Source organism: Thermus igniterrae ATCC 700962, assembly GCF_000376265.1.
Taxonomy (GTDB): domain Bacteria; phylum Deinococcota; class Deinococci; order Deinococcales; family Thermaceae; genus Thermus; species Thermus igniterrae.
Genome location: NZ_AQWU01000068.1, coordinates 19,870 through 42,678, shown reverse-complemented (window position 1 = coordinate 42,678; position 22,809 = coordinate 19,870). Strand labels below are relative to the sequence as shown.

Annotated in this window: 23 protein-coding genes and 1 tRNA gene; 16 read left to right on the top strand and 8 right to left on the bottom strand. The window is 70.1% G+C overall.

What is annotated here, in order from left to right:
- Positions 1–2 precede the first annotated feature (2 nt).
- Entirely contained in the window at positions 3–1,244 is a 1,242-nt protein-coding gene (locus tag B128_RS0108875) for a glutamate-5-semialdehyde dehydrogenase (protein WP_018111920.1), read from the bottom strand.
- A 68-nt stretch (positions 1,245–1,312) separates the two neighbouring features.
- Entirely contained in the window at positions 1,313–2,422 is a 1,110-nt protein-coding gene (gene proB / locus B128_RS0108870) for a glutamate 5-kinase (protein ID WP_018111919.1), read from the bottom strand.
- 60 nt (positions 2,423–2,482) lie between these two features.
- Here proB and B128_RS12350 point away from each other — a divergent pair, with 60 nt between their 5' ends.
- Positions 2,483–4,603: a M66 family metalloprotease gene (locus tag B128_RS12350; RefSeq protein ID WP_018111918.1), complete on the top strand. Its 2,121-nt coding sequence runs from the start codon at positions 2,483–2,485 to the stop codon at positions 4,601–4,603.
- On the opposite strand, the gene B128_RS0108860 is transcribed toward B128_RS12350, so the two are convergent.
- Positions 4,571–4,792, bottom strand: coding sequence for a hypothetical protein (locus B128_RS0108860; protein ID WP_018111917.1), 222 nt, complete (start codon positions 4,790–4,792; stop codon positions 4,571–4,573). The two genes, B128_RS12350 and B128_RS0108860, sit on opposite strands and share 33 nt — an antisense overlap.
- 44 nt (positions 4,793–4,836) lie before the next feature.
- Between B128_RS0108860 and B128_RS0108855 the strand changes: the two genes are divergently transcribed.
- Positions 4,837–4,913: transfer RNA gene (locus tag B128_RS0108855), tRNA-Arg, on the top strand.
- Positions 4,914–4,952: 39 nt separating this feature from the next.
- On the opposite strand, the gene B128_RS0108850 is transcribed toward B128_RS0108855, so the two are convergent.
- Positions 4,953–6,176, bottom strand: a complete 1,224-nt coding sequence (locus tag B128_RS0108850; protein WP_018111916.1) for an MFS transporter — start codon at positions 6,174–6,176, stop codon at positions 4,953–4,955.
- Positions 6,177–6,208: 32 nt separating this feature from the next.
- Between B128_RS0108850 and B128_RS0108845 the strand changes: the two genes are divergently transcribed.
- A complete protein-coding gene (locus B128_RS0108845) occupies positions 6,209–6,772 on the top strand; it encodes a cob(I)yrinic acid a,c-diamide adenosyltransferase (protein WP_018111915.1) in 564 nt (187 codons plus the stop codon).
- Positions 6,773–6,776: 4 nt separating this feature from the next.
- Here the strand turns inward: B128_RS0108845 and B128_RS0108840 are convergent, their stop codons facing one another.
- Entirely contained in the window at positions 6,777–7,061 is a 285-nt protein-coding gene (locus B128_RS0108840) for a hypothetical protein (RefSeq protein WP_018111914.1), read from the bottom strand.
- Between the two features lie 55 nt (positions 7,062–7,116).
- On the opposite strand from B128_RS0108840, the gene B128_RS0108835 reads away from it, so the two are divergent.
- The 9 genes from B128_RS0108835 to B128_RS0108795 are packed head-to-tail and all read left to right on the top strand — an operon-like array spanning position 7,117 to position 14,076.
- The gene (locus tag B128_RS0108835; protein WP_018111913.1) at positions 7,117–7,836 is read left to right on the top strand and encodes an ATP-binding cassette domain-containing protein; all 720 of its coding nucleotides are present in this window, start codon (positions 7,117–7,119) and stop codon (positions 7,834–7,836) included.
- The gene (locus B128_RS0108830) at positions 7,833–9,011 is read left to right on the top strand and encodes an ABC transporter permease (protein WP_018111912.1); all 1,179 of its coding nucleotides are present in this window, start codon (positions 7,833–7,835) and stop codon (positions 9,009–9,011) included. Before B128_RS0108835 ends, B128_RS0108830 begins: the two co-directional genes overlap by 4 nt.
- A gap of 10 nt (positions 9,012–9,021) precedes the next feature.
- Positions 9,022–9,885 (top strand): SPFH domain-containing protein, encoded by an 864-nt coding sequence (locus B128_RS0108825; protein ID WP_018111911.1) that lies wholly within the window; start codon positions 9,022–9,024, stop codon positions 9,883–9,885.
- A gap of 9 nt (positions 9,886–9,894) precedes the next feature.
- On the top strand, positions 9,895–10,080 hold the full coding sequence (locus tag B128_RS0108820; RefSeq protein ID WP_018111910.1) for a type II toxin-antitoxin system antitoxin: 186 nt from the start codon (positions 9,895–9,897) through the stop codon (positions 10,078–10,080).
- The gene (locus B128_RS0108815) at positions 10,046–10,555 is read left to right on the top strand and encodes a hypothetical protein (RefSeq protein WP_018111909.1); all 510 of its coding nucleotides are present in this window, start codon (positions 10,046–10,048) and stop codon (positions 10,553–10,555) included. The genes B128_RS0108820 and B128_RS0108815 overlap by 35 nt, the downstream gene beginning before the upstream one ends.
- Positions 10,552–11,337, top strand: a complete 786-nt coding sequence (locus tag B128_RS0108810; protein ID WP_018111908.1) for a CPBP family intramembrane glutamic endopeptidase — start codon at positions 10,552–10,554, stop codon at positions 11,335–11,337. Before B128_RS0108815 ends, B128_RS0108810 begins: the two co-directional genes overlap by 4 nt.
- A gap of 9 nt (positions 11,338–11,346) precedes the next feature.
- Positions 11,347–12,168 carry an RNase adapter RapZ gene (rapZ, locus tag B128_RS0108805; RefSeq protein WP_018111907.1) on the top strand — a complete coding sequence of 274 codons (822 nt, stop codon included), beginning with the start codon at positions 11,347–11,349 and terminating at the stop codon, positions 12,166–12,168.
- A complete protein-coding gene (locus B128_RS0108800; protein WP_018111906.1) occupies positions 12,149–13,369 on the top strand; it encodes a gluconeogenesis factor YvcK family protein in 1,221 nt (406 codons plus the stop codon). Before rapZ ends, B128_RS0108800 begins: the two co-directional genes overlap by 20 nt.
- 8 nt (positions 13,370–13,377) lie before the next feature.
- Positions 13,378–14,076, top strand: a complete 699-nt coding sequence (locus B128_RS0108795; RefSeq protein ID WP_018111905.1) for a glucodextranase DOMON-like domain-containing protein — start codon at positions 13,378–13,380, stop codon at positions 14,074–14,076.
- On the opposite strand, the gene B128_RS0108790 is transcribed toward B128_RS0108795, so the two are convergent.
- From B128_RS0108790 to B128_RS0108780, 3 genes are read right to left on the bottom strand one after another with little or no spacing between them, the layout of a single operon-like run.
- Positions 14,073–14,393: a DUF3208 domain-containing protein gene (locus B128_RS0108790; protein WP_018111904.1), complete on the bottom strand. Its 321-nt coding sequence runs from the start codon at positions 14,391–14,393 to the stop codon at positions 14,073–14,075. The two genes, B128_RS0108795 and B128_RS0108790, sit on opposite strands and share 4 nt — an antisense overlap.
- 5 nt (positions 14,394–14,398) lie before the next feature.
- Positions 14,399–15,478, bottom strand: a complete 1,080-nt coding sequence (gene alr, locus B128_RS0108785) for an alanine racemase (protein ID WP_018111903.1) — start codon at positions 15,476–15,478, stop codon at positions 14,399–14,401.
- Between the two features lie 12 nt (positions 15,479–15,490).
- The gene (locus B128_RS0108780; RefSeq protein WP_026175145.1) at positions 15,491–17,608 is read right to left on the bottom strand and encodes a primosomal protein N' family DNA-binding protein; all 2,118 of its coding nucleotides are present in this window, start codon (positions 17,606–17,608) and stop codon (positions 15,491–15,493) included.
- A 20-nt stretch (positions 17,609–17,628) separates the two neighbouring features.
- Between B128_RS0108780 and B128_RS0108775 the strand changes: the two genes are divergently transcribed.
- The 4 genes from B128_RS0108775 to pheT are packed head-to-tail and all read left to right on the top strand — an operon-like array spanning position 17,629 to position 22,799.
- Positions 17,629–18,678 carry an MFS transporter gene (locus B128_RS0108775; RefSeq protein ID WP_018111901.1) on the top strand — a complete coding sequence of 350 codons (1,050 nt, stop codon included), beginning with the start codon at positions 17,629–17,631 and terminating at the stop codon, positions 18,676–18,678.
- A 15-nt stretch (positions 18,679–18,693) separates the two neighbouring features.
- Positions 18,694–19,353, top strand: coding sequence for a DUF5639 domain-containing protein (locus B128_RS0108770; RefSeq protein WP_018111900.1), 660 nt, complete (start codon positions 18,694–18,696; stop codon positions 19,351–19,353).
- Between the two features lie 42 nt (positions 19,354–19,395).
- Positions 19,396–20,454 (top strand): phenylalanine--tRNA ligase subunit alpha, encoded by a 1,059-nt coding sequence (gene pheS, locus B128_RS0108765; RefSeq protein ID WP_018111899.1) that lies wholly within the window; start codon positions 19,396–19,398, stop codon positions 20,452–20,454.
- Complete coding sequence (gene pheT / locus B128_RS0108760) at positions 20,451–22,799, top strand: phenylalanine--tRNA ligase subunit beta (protein WP_018111898.1); 2,349 nt, start codon at positions 20,451–20,453, stop codon at positions 22,797–22,799. Before pheS ends, pheT begins: the two co-directional genes overlap by 4 nt.
- Positions 22,800–22,809 lie beyond the last annotated feature (10 nt).

The window sequence follows — 22,809 nt, the reverse complement described above, 5'->3', positions numbered from 1 at the left end:
CATCAGGCCCGCTCCTGCCCTTCCCCCAGGGCCACCCACTTTAAGGTGGTGAGCTCCAGAGGCCCCATGGGGCCGTAGGCGTGGAGCTTGGAGGTGCTGATGCCGATCTCCGCCCCCAGGCCCAGCTGGAAGCCGTCGTTGAAGCGGGTAGAGGCGTTCCAGAGGACCAGGCTGGCGTCCACCTCTTCCAGAAAGCGCCAGGCCGCCTTTGGGTCCTCGGTGCAGATGGCCTCGGTGTGGCGGGAGCCGAAGCGGGCGATGTGGTCCAGGGCCTCCTCGAGGCCCGAGACCACCTTCACCCTGAGGATGAGGTCCAGGTACTCCCGGTCCCACTCCTCCTCCTGGGCGGGGACGGCCTCCTTAAGAAGGGGCAGGGCCCGGGGGCAGGCCCTGAGCTCCACCCCCTTGGCCCGCATGGCCGCCTCCAACTGGGGCAAGAAGGCCTCGGCCACCTCCTCGTGGACCAGAAGGGCCTCGAGGGCGTTGCACACCGCCGGACGCTGGGTCTTGCCGTTCAGGGCCAGGCGGAGGGCCATGTTTAGGTCAGCCCGCCGGTCCACGTAGAGGTGGTTTACCCCCTTGGCGTGGGCCAGCACGGGCACGCGGGCCTCCCGCTGCACCAGCCGGATGAGCTCCTCCCCTCCCCGGGGGATGAGGAGGTCCAGAAGCTCCAGCCGGCACATGGCCAGGATGGCCTCCCGGTCCGTGGTGGGCACCAGGGTGACCGCCTCCTCGGGAAGGCCCGCGGACCGCAGGGCCTGGTGCCAGAGGCCCACCAGGGCCTGGTTGGAGCGGAAGGCCTCCTTCCCCCCCCGGAGGAGCATGGCGTTTCCCGCCTTGAGGGCCACGGCCACCGCCTCCACCGTGGCCCCGGGCCTTGCCTCGTAGATGAAGCCGATGAGGCCCAGGGGCACCCGCATCCGCCCCACCCGGAGCCCGTTGGGGCGCCGGCTCAGGGCCTCTATGCGCCCTAAGGGGTCGGGCAGGGCGGCTATTTGCCGCAGGCCCTCGGTGAGGGCCTTCAGGTCCTTTTCCCCCAGGGCCAGCCGGTCCAGCTTGGCCCGGGAAAGCCCCGCTGCCTCCGCCGCCCCCAGGTCCTCGCGGTTGGCAGCCAGCACCTCCTCCCAGCGGGCCTCCAGGAGGTCCGCCATGGCCAACAGGGCCCGGTCCCGCTCCCCCTTGGCGATCTGGGGAAGCCGCGCCCGCGCACCTTCTGCAAGCCTCCTCAGGACATCCTCCGCCATTTCCCCTCTTAACCCCCTTCCCTAAGAAGCATCTTGATGGCGGCCTCTCCCCGGGTACAAGCCGGGGCTCAGGCCTCCTCCTTCAGGGCCAGGTGGTCGCGGTGGACCACCTCCTCCGTGTAGCGGTAGCCCAGGACCTCCTCTATCTCGGCGCTCTTCCGCCCCCGGATGCGCTCAATCTCCTCCGAGGCGTAGTTGGCCAGGCCCACCCCCACCTCCTCCCCCGCCTCGCTGAGGAGGCGCACCGCCTCCCCCCGGCCAAAGCGGCCCCGCACCGCCTTAATCCCCGCGGGGAGGAGGCTTGCCCCCCGCTCCTTAAGGGCCCGCACCGCCCCCGCGTCCAGGACCAGCTCACCCCTGGGACGCAGGAGGCCAAGGAGCCAGGCCTTCTCCCCCCGGTAGCGCCTCTGGGCGTGGAAGTAGGTGCCCAGGGGGGCTCCCGCCAGGGCCTCGAGGAGCACACCAGGCCGCCTTCCGGGAAGGAGCAGGGTGGGGATGCCCACCCGGCCCGCCAGGCGGGCCGCCAGGAGCTTAGAGCGCATTCCCCCGCTACCCAGGGGGTTCCCAGCCCCCGCATGGGCCAAGACCTCCTCCACCCGGGCCACCTCGGGGATGGGGCGGGCGGAGGGGTTTTGCTTGGGGTCGTCCTCGTAGAGGGCGTCCACGTCGGAAAGGAGCACCAAAAGCCCTGCCCCCACCAGGGCGGCCACCCGGGCGGAAAGCTGGTCGTTGTCCCCGAAGCGGATTTCCTGGAAGGCCACGGTGTCGTTCTCGTTGATGACGGGCAGGGCCCCCAGCCGGAGGAGGGCCTCCAGGGTGGCCTTGGCGTTCAGGTAGCGCTCCCGGGCCGCCAGGTCCTCGGCGGTGAGGAGGACCTGGGCCACCTGCAGGCCGTGGTCCAGGAAGACCTCCCGCCAGGCGGCCATGAGGAGGGGCTGGCCCAGGGCGGCCAAGGCCTGCTTCAGGGGCATGTCCTGGGGCCGGGGGAGGCCGGTGGCGGCCATGCCCGCCGCCACCGCCCCTGAGGAGACCAGGACCACCTCCCGCCCCGCCTGCCGCAAGGCCGCCACCTGGCGGGCAATCTCCCCCATGGCCCCCCGGTCCAGGCCAGAAGGCCCTGCCAGAACGGCGCTTCCCACCTTCACCACCAGGCGTTTGGCCGCGAGTCCAGGCCGCATTGAACCTCAGGATAACAGCCTCTCATCCAAGACCCCATGCCACCTGCTAGGGTGGGTGGGATGGCCCGTTTGGCGAACCTCCTCGCCCTGGCCCTGGTTCTCCTCGCCGCTTGCGAACAAGCCTCCCCCAACCAGCCCCCCCGGCTTCTGGTCTTTCAGGCAACCCCCGTGGAAGGGGAAGTTCCCCTCAAGGTGCACTTCACCTGGAACGCCCAAGACCCCGAAGGGGCTCCTCTCACCTGCACCCTCAGGCCAGAAGCAGGGGTCCAGCTACGGCTTTCTCCCTGTGACCAGGGGTATACCTATACCTACGCTAACCCCGGGGAACACACGGTGGGCCTCGAGGTCCAAGACCCCCGGGGGGCCACCGCCCAAAGGCAGATCCAGGTAAGGGTCAGGCCCAAAAGGGACTTCACCCTCGCCCTCAACCCCACCAGCCTCACCGTCCAGCAGGGCGCCCAGGGCACCACCACCCTGACCATCACCCCCCAACACGGCTTCACCGGCACGGTGAACCTCAGCCTGGTGGGGGCCCCCAGCGGAGTAAGCCTCTCCCCCACAAGCCTGAACGTCTCGGGCCCCAGCCCGGTAAACCAGACCCTCACCCTCAGCGTGGGAAGCAGTGTAACCCCCGGCACCTACAACCTTAAGGTGCGGGCCACCGCAGGCAGCCTGGCCAGGGAAGCGGACCTCCCCCTCACCGTGAGCCCCTCCTCTTCGGTGAACCTCCGCATTGCCAAGGCCGAGTGGGGGCAGACGGTTTTGAAGGAGAGCCTGCGCCTGGTGGCGGGCAAGCCTGCCCTCCTGCGGGTGCACCTCCTGGCCAGCCCAACCCCCCTCTCCTTGGGCCAACCCCTCTCGGGGGCGGTCTACCTGAACAGCACCTTCCAGGGCAACCTCACCTTCGCCTGCCCAAGCCCCATCCCCACGGCCACAGACCCCGGGAACCTGGCCACCACCTGCAACGCCACCCTTCCCAAGGAGTGGGTGGCCCCCGGGCTTCGGGTGGAGTTGCGGGCCGACCCGGCCAACCAGGTGGCGGAGACGGATGAGACCGACAACGCCCTTTCCTTAAGCCCCAGCCTGGGGGCGGGCACTGTCCTCCACCTTACCGTGGTCCCCGTAGTGCACCAGGGACAGAACGCTTCCATACCCACCTTTGCCGAGACCCTCTGGCGCATCTGGCCCCTGAAGGAGATTTCCTTCACCCAGCGGGCTCCCTACACCTTCTCGGGCACCCTGAGCAGCAACGACAGCAGTGGCTGGAGCCAGCTTCTGAACGAGCTCCGCCTCCTGCGGCAGCAGGACGGGAGTGGCCGCTACTACTACGGCTTCGTGCGGGTTTCCTACACCTCGGGCATCGCCGGCATCGGCTATATCGGCTTCCCCGTGGCCGTGGGCTGGGACTACCCCCAAAGCGCCCCAACGGTCATGGCCCACGAGCTGGGGCACAACTTCGGCCGGGGACACGCTCCCTGCGGTGTCTCGGGGGATCCCGACTATCCCTACCCCAATGGCCGCATCGGCACCTGGGGCTACGACCTGGCCAGTGGCACCCTCCGCAACCCGGGCCAGTTCTACGACCTCATGAGCTACTGCAACCCCGTCTGGATCTCCGACTACAACTACGAAAAGGCCCAGGCCTTCCTGGAGACGAACCCCCCACGCCCCCAGTCCCTGGCCGAGGAAGGACTCCTCCTTTCGGGGCGCATCCAGGGGGATGAGGTGGTCTTCAACCCACCCCTCCTCACCCGGGCCCTGCCCGAGGGGGAGCCCTCCTTCTACCGCTTGCGGGCAAATGGCCTCGAGGTCCCCGTCTACACCCTCCTGGACTCCGAGGGCACCCTGCACTTCCAGGCCCGGCTACCCAAGGGCACCTGGGGCCAGCTGGCCCTCTTCCGGGGAAACACCCTCTTGAAGGAGTTCTCCCCGCCCCTCCTGCCCCAGGCGGAGCCCCAGGTGGTGCTGAGGGAGGAGAACGGCTTCCTCTGGGTGCGCTGGACGGTCTACCCCTTCCTCTCCCTCTTCCACCTGGCCGGGGACGGCACCCGCACCCCCTTGGGCCTCTGGCACCGGGGTGGGGAAAGCCGCTTCCTCCTAGAGGGCCTGCCCCCTGGGGGGAGTTTTGAGGTCCAGCTCTCCGACGGGCTAAACGTCCTGACCCTGCGCTTCCCCCGCTAGGCGGAAGCGCCCTTCCCGGTAGACCACCCGCCCCTCCCGGCGAAGCCGCACCAGGAGGGCGAAGAGGGTAGCCTTGCCCAGGCGGGGGAAGAGGGGCTTGAGGCGGGCGTGGAGGCCATCCAGGGTCTCTTCCTCCCGAAGGAGCGCCAGGACGTGGGCTTCCAGACGGGCTTCCCGCACGCCCTTCATTATTGACAAGCCCCCCCTGGCCGTGCTACCTTAGGGTTCGGCTTGGGCCCGTAGCTCAGTTGGATAGAGCGGCTGACTACGGATCAGCAGGTCAGGGGTTCGAATCCTCTCGGGCCCGCCAAAGGCCGACACCCTGGGGCTAGCCCCAGGGTTCATTTTTTCAGGAGGCCAGGGCCGCCGGCCGGCGCAGGCCCAGGGAGAGCAAAGCCGCTCCCAAGCCCAGCCCCCCTGCCAGGAGGAAGGCCAGGGTGTAAGTCCCCAGGGCATCCCGGGCCACCCCACCGCCCCAGGCGGCCAGGGCCGCCCCCACCTGATGGGCGGCGAAGATCCAGCCATAGACGGTGCCCACGTTCTGGCGTCCGAAGCTGTCCGCCGTCAGGGCCACCGTGGGGGGTACGGTGGCGATGTAGTCCAGGCCGAAGACCACGGCGAAGAGGAGCATGGCCTCGAGGGTGTCGGCAAAGGGCAGGAAGAGGAGGGAAAGCCCCCTAAGCCCGTAGAAGAGGGCCAGGAGAAGCCGGGGGTCGTACCGGTCCGTCAGGTAGCCGGAAAGCAGGGTGCCCACGAAGTTCAGCCCCCCCACCACCGCCAGGAGGCTCGAGGCCACCGTGGGGGTGAAGCCACAGGAGACGGCATAGGGGATGAAGTGCACCCCCACGATGCCGTTGGAGGTGGCCCCGCAGAGGAAAAAGGTGCCGGCCAGGAGCCAGAAGGTGCGGGTGCGCACCGCCCGCCCCATCACCCCTACCTCCGCCCGAGGGGGCATGGGGGGCATCCCGGCAGGGGCCCCCAGGGGCCTCAGACCCAGCTCCCCGGGGTGGTCTTTCAGGAAGAGGAGGACCGGGATTAGGGCCAGGAGGGAAACCCCGGCCATGAGGGCGCTGGCCTCCCGCCAGCCCGCCCCCGTGGCCCAGGCCACCAGGGCGGGGATGAAGACGAGTTGCCCCGCGGAGGTGGCCGCCCCGAAGACCCCCGTGACCAACCCCCGGTGCCGCACAAACCAGCGGTTGGCCACCGTGGCCCCCAGGACGCTCCCCACCACCCCGGTCCCCACGCCGCCCAGCACCCCCCAGAGGAGGTGGAGCTGCCAGAGTTCCCCCATGAAGGCCCCTAGCCCCAGGCTCAGGGTCATGAGGCTCAGGCCGAAGAGGGTGACGCGCCGGGGACCGTAGCGGTCCATGAGGTGGCCGCTCAAGGGAGCCCCCAAGCCGTAGAGGACCAGGCCCAAGGCGGTGGCCAGGGAGATGCTCCCCATGGCCCAGCCCAGGTCCCGGTGGACGAACTGGATCAGGGCCCCGGGCACCGAGCGGTGGCCAGCGGCCACCAAGACGGCCAGGGCCGCCACCGCCACCACCGCCCAGCCGTAGAAGAACCCAGGGCGCATTCCCTCAGGATACACCCCCCTAGAATGGGGCCATGAAGATTTACACCAAGACCGGGGACGCAGGGGAAACCGGCCTCTACGGGGCCGAACGGGTGGTGAAGGCCCACCCCCGGGTGGAGGCCTACGGCACCGTGGACGAGGCCAACTCCGCCATCGGCCTGGCCCGGAGCCTCCTGCCCAAGGAGCACCTGGACCTCCACGATCTCCTGGAGCGCATCCAGAATGCCCTCTTTGACCTGGGGGCCGACCTGGCCACCCGCATGGGTAGCCCCTACGAGAAGAACATCGCCCGCATGGACGCGGAGGACGTGGAGCACCTGGAGGGGCTCATTGACCGCTACATGGGGGAAAGCCCTCCCTTCCGGGGCTTCATCCTCCCCGGGGGGCACCCGGCGGCAGCCGCCCTGCACCTGGCCCGCACGGTGGTGCGCCGGGCCGAGCGCAAGGTGGTGGCCTTAAGCCGGGAGGAGCCGGTGAACCCAGAAACCCTCCGCTACCTGAACCGGCTTTCCGACCTCCTCTTCGTCCTGGCCCGGGTGGTGAACACCCGGGAGGGGGTGCGGGAAGAGGAGTGGCTGGTCAAGAAGCGGCGCTAGAGGCCTAGGGCCAGGGCTTGCCGTACACCCGCACCTCGGCCCCGGGAAAGGCGGTTTCCAGGAGGTCCTTGAGGAAGAGGGCCGCGGTGGGCAAAAGCCCCCCGCAGGGACCTTCCATGTAGAGGAAGAGGTAGCGGGGGCGCCGGGGGGACTGGGAGAAGCCCAGGCAGCCCTCGTATTCGGGAAAGTACTCGTAGAAAAGCTCCAGGAGGTCCTGCACCAGGTCGTGGGCCTCCGGCAGGGCCTCGATGGAGCTCTGGGGCTTGACCCAGAAGGTCATGGCCTTCATCCAGCTTCCATTATGGCCTTGACCGCCCGGGCAGGGTGTGATATCATTAAGATATATGATTGAAGCCGCAGGCCTGACCAAAGCCTACAGGCACCATCTGGCGGTGCAGGACCTTACCTTCACCGTGGGTCCCGGGGAGGTCTACGCCCTCCTGGGCCCCAACGGGGCGGGCAAGACCACCACCTTGCGGATGCTGGCCACCCTGGTGCGGCCCACCCGAGGGGAGGCCCGGGTGGCGGGGTTTGACGTGGGGCGAGAACCCCTGGAGGTGCGCCGCCGCCTGGGCCTGGTGAACGGGGGGATGCGGGTCTACGACCGGCTCACGGGGCGGGAGGTGCTGGCCTTCTTCGCCGGGTTTTACCGCCTCGAGGGCCGGGCCTTCCGGGAGGCCCTGGACTGGGTGGTGGCCCTTTTGGACATGGAGGAGACCCTGGAAAAACAGGTGATGGAGATGTCCACGGGCATGCGGCAAAAGGTGGTCATCGCCCGGGCCATCCTCCACCGCCCCCCGGTGCTCCTCCTGGACGAGGCCACCTCCGGCCTGGACATCTTCGCCCGGCGGGCCCTTCTGGACTTCGTGAAGGCCTACCGGGACCTGGGCCACACCATCCTCTACTCCACCCACGTGATGAGCGAGGCCGAGGAGCTGGCGGACCGGGTGGGGTTTTTGCACCAGGGAAGGCTGGTCTATGAGGGCACCAAGGCCGAGGCCCTGGCCATGGGCGGGGGCAGCCTGGAGCGGGCCTTCGTGCAGAAGGTGCGGGAGGTGGCATGAAGGACGTCTACCGGGTTTTCTGGAAAGAACTCCTGCAGGTCTTCCGCGACCGCAAGCTCATCTTCTCCACCCTGGTGCTCCCGGTGCTCCTGATGCCGGTCTTCATGTTCGGGCCCAGCCTGCTCATGGGGAGGCTACTCCAGGGGGCGGCGGCCAAAACCCAGGAGGTGGCGGTGGCCGGCCTGCCGGAGGAGGCCCTGAAGGCCCTGGAGGAGGCCAAGCTGGCCCCCAAGCCGAGCCCCGACCCCCAGGAGGCCGTGCGGAAAGGGGAGTTCCCCGTGGGGGTCCTTTACGAAGAGGGGCGCTACCGCATCTACGCCCGGCTTGCAGGGGGGATCTCCGAGGGCCAGGTGGCGGCGGGCAAGGTGCGGGAGGCCCTGGAGGCCCTAAGGATGCGCAAGGTGGCGGAGGAGCTTGCCCGGCGCCAGGTGCCCAAGGAGGTGCTCACCCCCTTCCAGGTGGAGCTCCTGGATGCCTCCCCCGAGCGGGAGAAGGCCGGGGGGATTTTGGGCTTCCTCCTCCCCTTCTTCCTCATCACCTTCATCCTCTCGGGGGGGCAGGTGGTGGCGGTGGACGCCACCGCGGGGGAGAAGGAGAAGGGCACCCTCGAGGCCCTCCTCATGGCCCCCGTACCCCTCCTCCACCTGGCCCTGGGCAAGACCCTGGCCGCGGTGGCCATGGCCCTCCTCTCGGGGGTGGCGGGGCTCCTCGGCCTGGCCCTGGGGGGGGCGTGGGCCGCCCGCACGGGGGCGGGCCTCCTCACGGAGACCGGCCAAACCCTGGAGCTGGGGGGACAGGTGGCCTTGGATGCGGGAAGCTTTCTGGCCCTGCTGGTCTCGGCCTTCCTCCTGGCCCTCCTCATGGGGGCGGTGATGGTGAGCGTGGGGCTTTACGCCCGCAGCTTCAAGGAGGCCCAGAGCTACATGAGCCCCCTCATGCTCCTGGCCATTTTGCCCCTCATCTTCCTGCAGTTCCGGGGGCTGATGACGGTGCAGGACTGGCACCACCTGCTGCCCCTCTTCAACGTGGCCCTGCTCATGGACGCCCTGCTGAAGGGAAGCGCCACCCCCTGGCAGACCGGGCTCACCTGGGGCTCCACCCTGGTCTACGCCCTTTTGGCCCTGGTCTTTGCCGTGCGGGTCTTCGCCCGGGAAGAGGTGGTCTTCCGGAACTGAGGAGGCCAGTATGCGCGAGATAAGGGAGTTTTCGGCGTGGCGGACGAGTGGATTTCTGGCCCTGGGGCTTTTGCTCCTGGCCCTCCTCTGGCTGGGCTGGGCGGTGTACGGGGGAATACGGGAACGAGAGGTCTTTTACCTCTGGCACCTTCTGGGAAGCCTCCTGGCCCTGGGGCTTCTGGCGGGCGGCCTCTTCACCGTGCAGCCCAACGAGGCCGTGGCCCTGGTCTTCTTCGGCCGGTACGTGGGGAGCGTGCGGGAGGAGGGCTTTCACTACGCCAACCCCCTGGCCCTGCGCCGGCGGGTCTCCTTGAGGGTGCACAACTTCACTTCCGACCGCCTCAAGGTGAACGACGCCCAGGGCAATCCCATTGAGATCGCCGCCGTGGTGGTCTGGCGGGTGGTGGACACGGCCCAGGCGCTTTTCCAGGTGGAAAACCACCAGACCTTTGTGGCCATCCAGTCGGAAGCGGCCATCCGGGCCCTGGCCAGCCGCTACCCCTACGACGCCGAGGGCAAGTCCCTACGGGGCAACCCCGAGGAGATCGCCGAGGAACTGAAGGCCGAGGTGCAGGAGCGGCTCAAGGTGGCCGGGGTGGAGGTGCTGGAGGCCCGGCTCACCCACCTGGCCTACGCCCCCGAGGTGGCCCAGGCCATGCTCCGCCGCCAGCAGGCCCTGGCGGTGGTGGCGGCCCGCAGGCTCATCGTGGAGGCGGCGGTGGGAATGGTGAAGGAGGCCCTTTTGGGCCTCGAGGCGGAAGGCATCGCCCTGGACGAGGAGCGAAGGGCGGCCATGGTGAACAACCTCATGGTGGCCCTGGTCTCCGAGGCCCAGGCCCAGCCGGTGGTGAACGTGGGCACCCTTTACACCTAAGGGCAAGCGGTGAGGGAGGAGAAGAAGCGGCTCCTCTTGCGGCTGGACCCCAGGCTCTACCGGGTCCTGGAGCGGTGGGCCCAGGACGAGCTCCGAAGCGTCAACGCCCAGATTGAATACCTCCTGAAGGAGGCCGCCAAGCGGGCGGGGAGGTGGAAGGATGAGGCTAGCCCCGAGGAGGGACGGGAACCCTAGGCCCTTCTTCCTGGGCCTCCTGGCCCTTACCCTCCTGGCCACGGCAGGAGGGATGCTCCTCCTGGCTTGGGAAACCCCAGAGGCCCTTCCCCTCCTCCTGGCCCTGGCCCTCCTGGAGCTCCCCATCCTCATAGGCCTCTTCCTCTGGCTCTCCCGCCTCCCCCAGGAGCTTTACTACGAGCTCCAGGGCCCCACCCTCACGGTCCACTTCCCCTTCGGCAAGCGCCTGGTGCACCGCTCCCAGGTGGCCGAGGTGCGGCCTATAGCCTACGCCCTCCCCTGGTGGACCCGCCGGGGGGAGAGCGCCATGCCCGGCTACCACCGGCGGCGGTGGCGGCTAGGGGGAAAACCGGTGGAGGTCTACGTGGGGGCCCGGCGGGGGGAGGGGGTGCTCCTGGTGCTAAAAAGTGGGGAAGGGCTTCTCCTGAACCCGGAAGACCCCAAGCCCCTCTTGCGCTGGAAGGAGGAAGCGTGAAGGCCATCTACTGGACCTTTGGCCTTTCCTGGGGGGCCTATCTTCTCTTCTACCTCCTGGGCGGAGGCCTGGAGGCCGCGCCCCAGGCAACCCTCTTTGGCCTCCTCTACATGTGGATTCCCGGCCTGGTGGCCCTCTACTTTGCCCGCCGGGAAGGGGTATCGCTTGGCCTATCCCTGAGGCCCAACCGTTTCTGGCTTTTCGCCTGGCTCTTTCCCGTGATCCTCACCCTCCTCTCGGTGCCCCTAAGCCTCCCCTTTGCCCCCTGGCGGGGGCTTCTTGACCTTTACCAGGGGCTTCCGCCGGAGGCCGCCGCCTTGCCCGAACCCCTTTTGCTCCTCCTCGTCCTCCTCTCCGCCCTTTCGGCCGGGGCCACGGTGAACCTCTTGGCCGCCTTGGGGGAGGAACTCTTTTGGCGGGGCTACCTATGGGAGCGCCTGCGGGAGCGCGGCTTCTGGCCGGCCAGCCTGGAGATGGGCTTTTACTGGGGCCTTTGGCACGCCCCCCTGGTCTTGGCCGGCCACAACTACCCCAGGGAGCCCCTCCTGGGGGTGCCCATGATGATCCTCTTCACCCTCCTCCTCACCCCAGCCCTTCTCTGGGTGCGGGAGCGGGGAGGCTCGGTGCTGGCGGCCGCCCTCCTCCACGGTACCCTGAACGCGCTGGCCGGGCTCTCCCTCCTCCTGGTGGAGCGCACCCACGACCTCCTGGTGGGGGTGGTGGGGCTCCCGGGGCTTTTTGGGATGGCCCTCTTCAACCTCTGGCTGCGGCGGCGGGTATAGTCAGGTAGGATGCGCTTTCTGGTGCTCACCGGGCTTTCAGGAGCGGGAAAGACCACGGCCAGGGGCTTTTTGGAGGACCTGGGCTACTTCATGGTGGACAACCTGCCCCCAGGGCTTTGGAAACCCCTCCTGGAGGAGCTTTCCCCCCGGGGGGTGGCGCGGGCCGGGGTGGTCCTGGACGCCCGGGCCCTGGCCTTCCTCGAGGGGCTGGAGGAGGTCCTGGAGGAACTCAAGCCCACGGTGCTCTACCTCGAGGCCCGCCCCGAGGTGCTCCTGCGCCGCTACAACCTCACCCGCCGCCTCCACCCCCTGGGGGCGGGCAACCTGATGCGGGAGATCGGGGAGGAGCGCAAGGCCCTGGGCCCCCTGCGCGCCCGGGCCCACCTGATCCTGGACACCTCCGAGCTCACCCCCCGGGCCCTGAAGGAGGCCCTGGTGCGCTTCCTGGGGGAGGAGGCGGGCTTCGTGGTGCGCCTCATCTCCTTCGGCTTCAAGTGGGGCCCCCCGCAGGAGGCCGACCTGGTCCTGGACGTGCGCCCCCTGCCCAACCCCCACTACGACCCCGGGCTACGCCCCAAGACCGGGCTGGACCCCGAGGTGAGGGCCTACGTCTTCCAGGAGGCCCAGGAACCCTACTACCGCGCCCTCCTGGCGGTGGCGGGGCTGGCGGCGGAGGGGGCCAGGCAGGAAGGCCGGGCCTTCTACACCGTGGCCGTGGGGTGCACCGGGGGGCGGCACCGGAGCGTGGCCGTGGCGGAAAGGCTGGCCGAGGAGCTTTCCGGGCGTTTCCGCGTGGAGGTGAGCCACCGGGATGTGGAGAAGGAAGCCTAGGCTCCTCTACCCCTCCTCCCTGCGCTGGCTCTACCCGGGAATGCGGGTGAAGCGCTTTGCCCTCCTGGCCCTCCTGGGGCTTTTCCTCTTCGGCCTGGGCCTGGCCGAGGCCCTCCCCCCTCTGGGCCTTGGGGCCGCCTGGCCCCTTCTCCTCCTCCTGGGGGGTGCCCTTGCGGTCCTTGGCGTTTTGGCCATGAACCGCAGCATGCTCTCCGCCTTCACCGCCCCCGAGGAGGTGCCCGAGAGGGTCTACGTGCGCCGGCGGCTGGAGCTTGGCCCCCACATCGTGGCCTTCGGGGGGGGTACGGGGCTTTCCCGGGTGCTAAGGGGCCTCAAGGAGCACACCGCCAACACCACGGCCATCGTGGCCGTCACGGATGACGGGGGCTCCACCGGGCGCTTAAGGCTCTCCTACGGCCTGCCGGCGGTGGGGGACCTGGTGGACTGCCTCTCCGCCCTCTCCGACCACCCCGCCCTGCCCGGGCTCCTGGCCTACCGCTTTGACCGGGGGGAGCTTTTGGGCCACACCTTCGGCAACCTCTTCCTGGTCACCCTGAACCAGGCCTCGGGGGACTTCGCTGAGGCGGTGCGCCAGGCCAACGCCATCCTGAACCTAAGGGGCCAGGTCCTCCCCGCTACCCCCGAGGCGGTGCGCCTCAAGGCCCGCTTCCTAGACGGGCAGGAGGTGGTGGGGGAGGTGGCCATCCGCAAGCAGGGGGGGCGGATACGGGAGATCCTCCTGGAACCCGAGGCCCAGGAGGTGATGCCCGAGGCCCTGGAGGCCCTGCGCCGGGCGGAGCTTCTGGTCCTGGGACCAGGAAGCCTCTACACCAGCGTCATCCCCAGCTTCCTGCCCGGGCCCCTGCGGGAGGCCCTGGCCCGGGCCAAGGCCCCCCTGGTCTACGTGGTGAACCTGATGACCGAGCCGGGGGAGACCGAGGGCTATACCGCCTACGACCACTACAAGGCCGTGGCCTACCACCTGGGGCGCCGGCCCGAGATCGTGCTGGTGCACACGGCCCCCATCCCGGAGGAGGTCCTGGCCCGCTACGCCCAGGAGGGGCGCCACCCCGTGGCCTTTGACCCCCGGCCCTTCGCCCTGGATGGGGTGCGGGTGCTGACGGGGGACTTCCGGGAGGAAGGCCCCTTGGCGCAGCACGACCCGAAGAAGCTGGTGCGGGCCCTTCTGGGGCTGGTATAAAGGTGGGCGTGCTTTTCCTCTTCCAAGACCCCCTGGGAGACGACAAGGGCCTGGCCCACCTCTACCCCCAGGCGGCCCTCTTCCGGGAGGCAGGGGAGGGGTATGCGGATCTCCTGGCCCTGGAGGGGGTGGAGCGGGAGGGGCGCCTGGTGCTCCGGGTGCGCCTGGCCCGCTACCCCAATCCCCTGGAGGGCCCCTTGGGCTTCAGCCTGGCCACGGTGGCCCTGTGGCTGGACACGGGGGAAGGGGGGGAGGAGGAGCTCCTCCCTGGCCTCAGGACCCCCTCCGGCCAGGGCTGGGAGGCGGCCTACCGCCTCACGGGCTTCGGGGGGGAGAGGCGCACCCCCCAAGGGGAAAGGGCTCCGGTTCCCGCCTGGCGGGAGGGGGAGTGGGTGGTCCTGGACACGGGCCTTCCCCCCGGGCCCTACGGGATCTACGGGGTCGTAGGCCTCTTTGACCCCTTTGCCCCGGACTACCTGCGCCCCACGAGCCCCGAGGGGAGCCCCTGGACCCTGGGGGCTCCCCCGGGAAGCCCCCCGGTGGTGGACCTCCTCGCCCCCAATCCCCTAGACCAGGTGGAGGCCTACCAGAAGGGGGTGCTAAAGCCCCTCCGGCCCAAGGGCTTCACCCTGCGCAGGGAAAGCCTCTGGGCCTTTGCCCTGGGCGGGGTCTCCCTCTTCCTCGCCTTCCTGCTCCGCCGGCGCTAGAGGGGGCGGAGGTCTTCCAGAAGAAGCCAGCCCACCCCGGGGGGCAGGTCCTGGAGAAGGGCCTGAAGGGCCTCGGCTACCGCCTCCGCCTGGGGCTTGAGGGCCTCGAGGGGCTCTTCGGTGAGGACCAAAAGGGTGAGCTGGTAAAAGCGCTGGCTGGCGGTGGGGGTGCCGTCCTCAAAGTGGGGCACGGGAGGGGGCACCTCGTCCAGGAGAAGCCGGGCTCCCTGAACCGCCTGGGGCAGGAAGGCCCTTGGGTCCAGGGCGGCCTCCTTGGGGTGCCAGAGGTAGCCCTGGAAAAGCCGCACCGCCTGCATGGGGGCTAGCTTACCTCCTCCAGGACCTCCCCTTCCAGCAGGTAGCGGCGGGGAAGCCTCCGGGAGAGGTGGACGGCCACCTCGTAGGGGATGGTGCCCCGGGCCTGGGCCCAGGCCAGGAGGCCTGTGGGGCCAAAGTCGGGAGAGAGGACCTCAAACGTGGCCTGAAGGTCCACCGGCCGCGGCAGGAGGACCATGGTCTGGTCCATGGAAAGCCGCCCCGCCACCGGGCAGAGGATGCCCTCCGGGCCCCGCACCTGGGCCACCGCCCCGCGGGGAAGCCCGTCCGCATACCCCACGGGGAGGGTGGCAAGCCATTCCCCGCCCCGGGCCACATACTCCCCCCCATACCCCACCCGGTCCCCCGGACGAAGCCGCTTCACCAGGGTGGGCCGGGCCAGCATGCGCAGGATGGGCCTGAGGCCAAAGCCGGGGATGAGGCCGTAGAGGCCAAGACCCACCCGCACGTTCTCCCCCCCGTGGAGGAGGAGGCCATGGGAGTTCTCCAGGTGGTAGAAGTACCCCTCCCCCAGGGCCCTTTGCACCTCCTGAAAGCGCCGCCGCTGCACCTCCACGAAGCCGGCCTCCTCCCCGGCGGTGGCCAGGTGGCTGTAGACCCCCTCCACCCTCACCCCCAGGGCCTCCACCGCCCTTAAGGCCTCCCGGGCCTCCTGCCAGGGAAAACCCACCCGGTTCATGCCGGTGTCCACCTTGAGGTGGGCCCTGGGGACGAGGCCCAGGGCCTTGGCCCGACCGGCCAGGGCTTGGGCGGCCTCCAGGGTGGAAAGGGTGGGCACAAGCCCCAGGCGCAGGGCCTCCTCGGCCTCGAGGGGATGGAGGCTTCCCAAAAGGAGGATCTCCCCCTCCACCCCCCCCTGCCTTAGGGCCCGTCCCTCGGCCAGGGTGGCCACGGCCAGGCGGCCCGCTCCCTGCCTCACCAGAAAACGGGCCAGGGGCAGGGCCCCATGCCCGTAGGCATCGGCCTTGAGCACGGGGATCACCTCTCCCCTGGCCCGCTCCTTCAACAGGCGGAGATTATGGAGCAGGGCCCCCAGGTCCACCTCTATCCAGGCCCTGGCCTCCATGGGAGCATGGTATCAGTCCTCCAGAAGCCCCACGAAGCGGTGGGGATCGGGATCCAGCTTGAAGCGCCGCCGGTCCAAAAGGGAAAGGAGCTGGGCCAGGCGCTCCGTGCTCCCCCGGAGGAGGAGGTGGTACACGTACACCCCCTTGACCCGGGGCACGGGGGCGGGGGCGGGCCCCAGCACCTCCCCTTCCCGGGCCACCCCCCTGAGGGCCTCGAGGAGGGCATGGGCTGTCTCCAGGGCCTGCTCCTCCTTGCGGTGGGCCACCTCCAGCTTCACCATGCGCACCTTGGGGGGGTAGTCCAGGGCCTCCCGCAGGGCCTTTTCCGCCCAGAGGAAGCGTTCCACGCTCCCTTCCAGGAGGGCCTGGTGGACGGGGTGTTCGGGGGTGTAGGTCTGCAGGGCCAGAAGGGGCCTGCGCCCCGGCCGGAGCTCCGTGAGGGCCCAAAGCAGGCGGTGGTAGCGCTCGGCAGCCCGGAAGTCGGCCTCAAAGAGGAAGCCGTCGGCATAGGGCACGAGGACCAGGGCCAGCTCGGGCAGGACGGGGCCCCGGAGGAGGGCCGTGGTCCCCACCACCACCCCGGGCTGGCCCTGGAGGAGGGGGGTGAGGTCGTCCTTGCCATCTTTGGCGTAGCGGTAGACGGGCAGGCTAAGCCGGCGGCGAAGCTCCTCCCCAAGCCACTCCAGCCCCGGCCCCCGGGGCTCCAGGAGGGGGGAGGCGCACTGCGGGCAGAGGAGGGGCGGGGCCTCCTGGTGGCCGCACTGGTGGCAGAGGAGGACGCCCCGGCCCTCCTTGTGGTAGCGGAGGGGCAGGGCGCACTCGGGGCAGCTGGGCTTGTACCCGCAGTCGGCGCAGAGGAGGAGGGCGCTATACCCCCGCCTGGCGGAAAGGACCACGGCCTGGCGCCCCTTGGCCTCCACCTGCCCGAGAAGGGCCAGGGCCCGCCCCGTAAGGGGGAAGCCCCGCTCCCGCCGGAGGTCCAGGAGGAGGACCCGGGGTTGGGGCACGGGAAAGGTGAGGCCGGGCCGCTCCAGCACCTCTACCGCGGGCACCAGGGAGAGGTAGGTAAGGGGGACGCCGAGGAGCCGGGCCCGGAGCTCCGCCAGGGGAGGCACGAAGGCCCGGCTCCCCGAGGGAAGCTTGTAGCTTTCGCTCCCCTCCTCCACCACCACCAGGCCCTCAGGGGTGAAGGGAAGGAGAAGCCCCCCGTAAGTGGCGAATACCAGCCCCCCGGGGTCCCGGAAAAGGGCCTCCCGGGCCTCCGGGGAAAGCCCCCCATGGTAGGGCCTGGCCTCAGGGAAGTGCTCCAGAAAGCGTTCCAGCAGGCTTACCTCGGGAAAGAGGACCAGGTGGCTTCCCCCCGCCACCAACCCCTTGAGGAGGCGGAGCCTCTCCCAAAGCCTCCCTCCGTTCAGCCGCTCGGGGCGCTCGGGCAGGAAGAGGGGCTCCAGGGGCCTCCCCGGGCGGGGGGGCTCCTGGCGCGGCCCGTAGCCGATGTAGCCCTCCTGGAGGAGGCGCTTGACCCGGGCCACCCCCACCCCGGCGGCCCGGGCCAACGCGGCCAGGCTCTCCGCCTGGCCCAGCTCCCAGAGCACCCTCAGCACCCGGTCCAGGGTGGGGTCCGGGTGGGCCTCCTTGAGGGGCCGGAGCACCCGCCTGGCCTCCTTGAAGGCCACCTCCTCCTCCAGCACCCCCGCCTCCCGCAGGTGGTCCAGGAGCTTGGGGTCAAAGCCCCGGGCCTCCTGCCACTGGGTGAGGCCCTCCAGCCCCCGGGGGAGCACCTTGGGGTCCGCCCCTGGGTAGAGGCGCACCCGGTGGCGCAGCTGGGGAAAGGGGGGGAGAAAGTCGGCCAGCACCTGGCCCAGGGGGGCGAAGAGGTAGCGGGCAGCCTCCTCCAGGAAAAGGATTTCCTGGGGGCGGAGGTAGGGCTTCCGGTCCAGGTAGGCGATGGCGTGGCGCAGGCTGGGGCCCGGCCGCTCCCCTTCCCCCACCACCACCCCCACCCGCACCTCCCCCCGCCAGGGCACGGCCACCCGCCGCCCCAGGGCCTCCTCCCCCTCCTGGCCCAGGGGGGGCAGGTAGCTCATGGGGGGCAGGGGCAGGGGGAGGGCCACCTGGAGCACGGGCATACAGGCCTAGGATAAGGGGGATGCGCTGGGCGGTGGTCCTCTCCGGGGTGGCCCTGTATAGCGCCCTCTACGCGGTGGTCCCCCTCCTCCCCCTCCTGGAAGGCCTCTTCCGCGCACCCCCGGGGGCCGCCGGCCCGGGCATGGGCCTGCCCCTCCTCCTTTTGGTCCTCCTCTCCCCCCTGGTGCCCAGGCTTCCCCTGCCAGCAGGGGTCCTCTTGGGCGGGGGCCTCCTCCTGGTGGGGGTGGGCGGGGTGCTGGGGGCTTTGAGCCCAAGCCTCCTCCTCTGGACGCTTGCCCGCCTCCTCCAGGGGGTGGGGGCCGCCTTGGTCCCCGCCCTGGCCATCGCCCTGGTGCCCCTCCTCTTTCCCCGGCGCGCCCTGGAGATGGCGGGGGTCTACATGGCGGGAAACGTCCTCGGGGGGGGGCTTGGCCGGGTGCTGGCAGGGCTTCTGGCCGAGGGGGTGGGGGTGCGGGGGGCCCTTTGCCTCCTCTCCCTACCCGCCCTCCTGCTGGGCCTTTTGGTCCTCCGGGGGCCCAGGGGGCTTCCCGCCCTGGGCCAGCCCCGCTACGACCTCACCGCCTTTCCCCTCTACCTGGTGGGGGGGATCCTCCTCTTCCTCAACCTCTTCCTGGCCAACCTCCTCCCCTACCGCCTCCTGGAGCTGGGCTTCCGCCCAGCAGAGGTAGGGCTGGTCTACCTGGCCTACCTCTTCGGCATTCCGGGAAGCGCCCTCTCCGGACTCCTGGCCAGGCGGCTGGGGGCGGTGGCCAGCTTCCGCCTGGCCTTCATGCTGGTCCTCCTGGGGCTTGGGCTACTGCTCCTCCCGCCTCCCCTTTTGGTGGTGGGCTTCGTCCTGCAGATGGCGGCCCTTTTCACCGCCCAGAGCTTGGCCTCGGGGGCGGCCGGGCGGCGGGGGGCGGGGGTGAGCGGCACCTACGTGGCCAGCTTCTACCTGGGGGGGACCTTGGCGGGGCTACTCTACCCCCTCTTCCTCCACAGCTTCCCCCTGGCGGTGGGCCTGGGGATGGCCCTGGCCCTCCTGGCCCTTCTGCTTGCCCCCCTGCGGTAGGGGTACCATACCCCCATGGAGCTCCACGCCGCCGACCAGTACCTGGTGGTCCCCGGGGAGGCGGGGCTTTTGGAGGTGTACGGGCATCTGGCGGGCACCGGGCTTTTCCCCCCCTTCCCCCCGGTGGCCCTCCCAGGGGGGGTGGGAGGGCTGGTGGCTCGGGGGGGCTTCGCCCAGACCTTTTTCTTCCCCGCGGAGGTCCTGGGCCTCACCTTCCACACCCCCAAGGGGCGGGTGGTGCGGGCGGGGGGGGTGGTGGTGAAGAACGTCCAGGGCTACGACCTGGTGCGGCCCTTTGTGGGGAGTTTTGGGCTTTTGGGGGAGGCCTTGGAGGTGGTCTTCCGCCTGCGGCCAGGCCGGGCTTCCGCCTTTTTGCGCCGGCCCTTTTCCGGAAGCTTCCCCGACCTCTCCCCCACCCCCCGCTTCCTCTTCGCCCTTCAGGAAGAGGGAGGGGAGTGGCTTTACGCCTACCACTTTGGTTCGGAGCGGGAGGTGGCCCGGTTTCGGGAGGCCTTCGGGGGAGAGGCAGTGGAGCCTTTGGACCTCCGCCCCCTCTTCCCCCGGGGCATGGGGGTGGGGGAGGGCCCTTTGCGGGACCTGCGCTTCGCCTGGAAGGACGGCGGGGAGGCTCCCGAACCCCCTGCCCCCTTCCGCCTCCTGGCGGAGGTCCTTTAGCCCCCTTCGCCCCAAAGGCCCATCCGGGGTATCCTCTAGGGGATGCAGGATTGGGAACGGGAAGCCTTAGACGCCATCAAAAAGGCCCAGGACCTCGAGGCCCTGCGCGCGCTCAAGGCCCGCTACCTGGGGAAAAAGGGCCTCCTCACCCAGGAGATGAAGGCCCTGGCCGCCTTGCCCCTGGAGGAGCGGAGGCAACGGGGCCAGCAGCTAAACGCCCTTAAGGAAGCCCTGGAAGGCGCCCTGGAGGCCAGGGAAAAGGAGTTGGAAGCCGAGGCCCTGCGGAAGGCGCTGGAAAGCGAGCGCCAGGACGTGAGCCTCCCGGGGGTGCGCCTCTTCGCGGGGGGGCTTCACCCCATCACCCTGATGGAGCGGGAGCTGGTGGAGATCTTCCGCGCCCTGGGGTACCAGGCGGTGGAGGGCCCGGAGCTGGAGAGCGAGTTCTTCAACTTTGACGCCCTCAACATCCCCGAGCACCACCCCGCCCGGGACATGTGGGACACCTTCTGGCTGGAAGGGGCGTTCCGCCTCCAGGGCCCCGTGGGGGAGGAGGTGGAGGGAAAGCTCCTCCTGCGCACCCACACCTCCCCCATGCAGATCCGCTACATGGTGGCCCACACCCCCCCCTTCCGCATCGTGGTGCCCGGGCGGGTCTTCCGCTTTGAGCAGACGGACGCCACCCACGAGGCCGTCTTCCACCAGCTGGAGGGGCTGGTGGTGGGGGAGGGGATCACCATGGCCCACCTCAAGGGGGCCATCTACGAGCTGGCCCAGGCCCTCTACGGCCCCGAGTCCCGGGTACGCTTCCAGCCCGTCTACTTCCCCTTCGTGGAGCCGGGGGCCCAGTTCGCCATCTGGTGGCCCGAGGGGAGGAAGTGGCTGGAGCTGGGCGGGGCGGGGATGGTCCACCCCAAGGTCTTCCAGGCGGTGGACGCCTACCGCAAAGCGCTCGGCCTCCCCCCCGCCTACGAGGGGGTGACGGGCTTCGCCTTCGGGTTTGGGGTGGAGCGGCTGGCCATGCTCCGCTACGGCATCCCCGACATCCGCTACTTCTTCAGCGGCCGGCTGAAGTTCCTGGAGCAGTTCCGGGGGGTCTTATGAGGGTGCCCTTCTCCTGGCTGAAAACCTACCTACCTGAACTGGAAGGCCCCGAGGTCCTGGAGGAGCGCCTGGCGGGCCTAGGCTTTGAGACGGACCGCATGGAGCAGGTCTTCCGGATTCCCGAAGGGGTGGTCTTCGCCCGGGTCCTGGAGGCCCACCCCATCCCCGGCACCGGCCTGAAGCGCCTGGTGCTGGACGCGGGCCAGGTGGTGGAGGTGGTCTCGGGGGCGGAAAACGCCCGTGCAGGAATCGGGGTAGCCCTGGCCCTGCCCGGCACTGAGTTGGAAGGCCTCCGGGTAGGGGAAAGGACCATCCAGGGGGTGCGCTCCTTCGGCATGGCCCTCTCCCCCAAGGAGCTTGGGGTGGGGGAGTACGGCGGGGGGCTTCTGGAGTTTCCCGAGGGGGAGCTTCCCCCTGGCACCCCCCTGGCGGAGGCCTGGGCGGAGGAGGTGGTGCTGGACCTGGAGGTGACCCCCAACCGCCCCGATGCCCTGGGGATTCTGGGCCTGGCCCTGGACCTCCACGCCCTGGGCTACGCCCTCCAGTTGCCCGAGGTGCGGCTGGAGGGAGAGGAGGTGCCCATCCCCTTTGGCCTCCGGGTGGCGGACCCCGGGGCTGCCCCCCACTTCACCCTGGCCTACGCCTTCGGCCTAAGGGTGGGGCCAAGCCCCCTATGGCTCCAGCGGGCCCTCTTCGCCGCGGGCATGCGCCCCATCAACAACGTGGTGGACGTGACCAACTTTGTGATGCTGGAAAGGGCCCAGCCCATGCACGCCTTTGACCTGCGCTTCCTGGGGGAGGGCATCCTGGTGCGCCGGGCCCAGCCCGGGGAAAGGCTTCGCACCCTGGACGGGGTGGAGCGGACCCTCCACCCCGAGGACCTGGTGATCGCCGGCTACCAGGGGGAAAAGAGCTTCCCCCTGGGGCTTGCCGGGGTCATGGGGGGGGCGGAAAGCGAGGTGCGGCCCGACACCCCGGCCATCGCCCTGGAGGTGGCCTGCTTTGACCCCGTGGCCATCCGCAAGACCGCCCGGCGGCACGGCCTGCGCACGGAGGCCAGCCACCGCTTTGAACGGGGGGTGGACCCCCTGGGCCAGCTCCCCGCCCAGCACCGGGCCCTAGGCCTTCTCCAGGCCCTGGCGGGGGCCAGGGTGGCCAAGGAGATCCTGGAGGCGGGAAGCCCCGAACCCCCCGCCCCCATCCCCTTCCGCCCCGAGTACGCCAACCGCCTCCTGGGCACCGCCTACCCCGAGGAGGAGCAGTTAGCCCTTCTAAGGCGCCTGGGATGCCGGGTGGAGGGGGAAGGCCCCTACCGGGTCACCCCCCCTAGCCGCCGCCTGGACCTCAGGCTGGAGGAGGACCTGGTGGAGGAGGTGGCCCGCCTCAAGGGCTACGAGACCATCCCCCTGGCCCTTCCCGCCTTCTTCCCCGCCCCCGACAACCGGGGGGTGGAGGCCCCCTACCAGCGGGAGCGCCGCCTAAGGGAGGTCCTGGCGGGGCTTGGGTTCCAGGAGGTCTATACCTACAGCTTCCTGGACCCGGAGGACGCCCCCCGCTTCCGCCTGCCCCCCTTCCCCCTGCGCCTGAAAAACCCCCTGAGCCCGGACAGGGCCGCCCTGAGAACCCACCTCTTCCCCGGCCTCCTCAAGGTCCTACGGGAGAACCTGGCCTTAGACCGCCCCGAGCGCGCCCTCCTCTTTGAGGTGGGCCGGGTCTTCGGGGTGGCCGAGGGGCGGGTGGAGGAGAAAACCCACCTGGCAGGCCTCCTCTTCGGCCAGGGGGTGGGGCTCCCCTGGGGGGAGGGGCTTTCCGGCTACCCCCTCCTCAAGGGGCTCCTGGAGGCCTTCGCCGAGCGGCTGGGCCTGGAGCTTCGGGTGGAGGCCCACCCGTATCCCTTCCTGCACCCCGGGGTCTCGGGGCGGGTCCTGGTGGCCGGGGAAGCCAAGGGGTTTTTGGGCCAGCTCCACCCGGAGCTGGCCAAGGCCCTGGAGCTTCCCCCGGTCTGGCTCTTTGAGCTCTCCCTCCCCCTCCCGGAAGCCCCCTTCCGCTTTCACGACCCCTCCCGCTACCCCCTGGCCCTGCGGGACCTGGCGGTGGTGGTGCCGGAGGCCACCCCCTACGGGGAGGTGGAGAGGGCATTGCGGGAGGCGGCCGGGCCCCTTCTGGAGGGGCTTTCCCCCTTTGACCTCTACCAGGGACCCCCCTTGCCCCCAGGCGAGAAGAGCCTGGCCTTCCACCTGCGCTTCCGCCACCCCGAGCGTACCCTTACGGACGAGGAGGTGGAGGGGGTGATGCAGGAGGTGGTGGCCGCGGTGCGGGCCCGGGGCTGGCGCATCCGGGGATAGGCCCATTCCT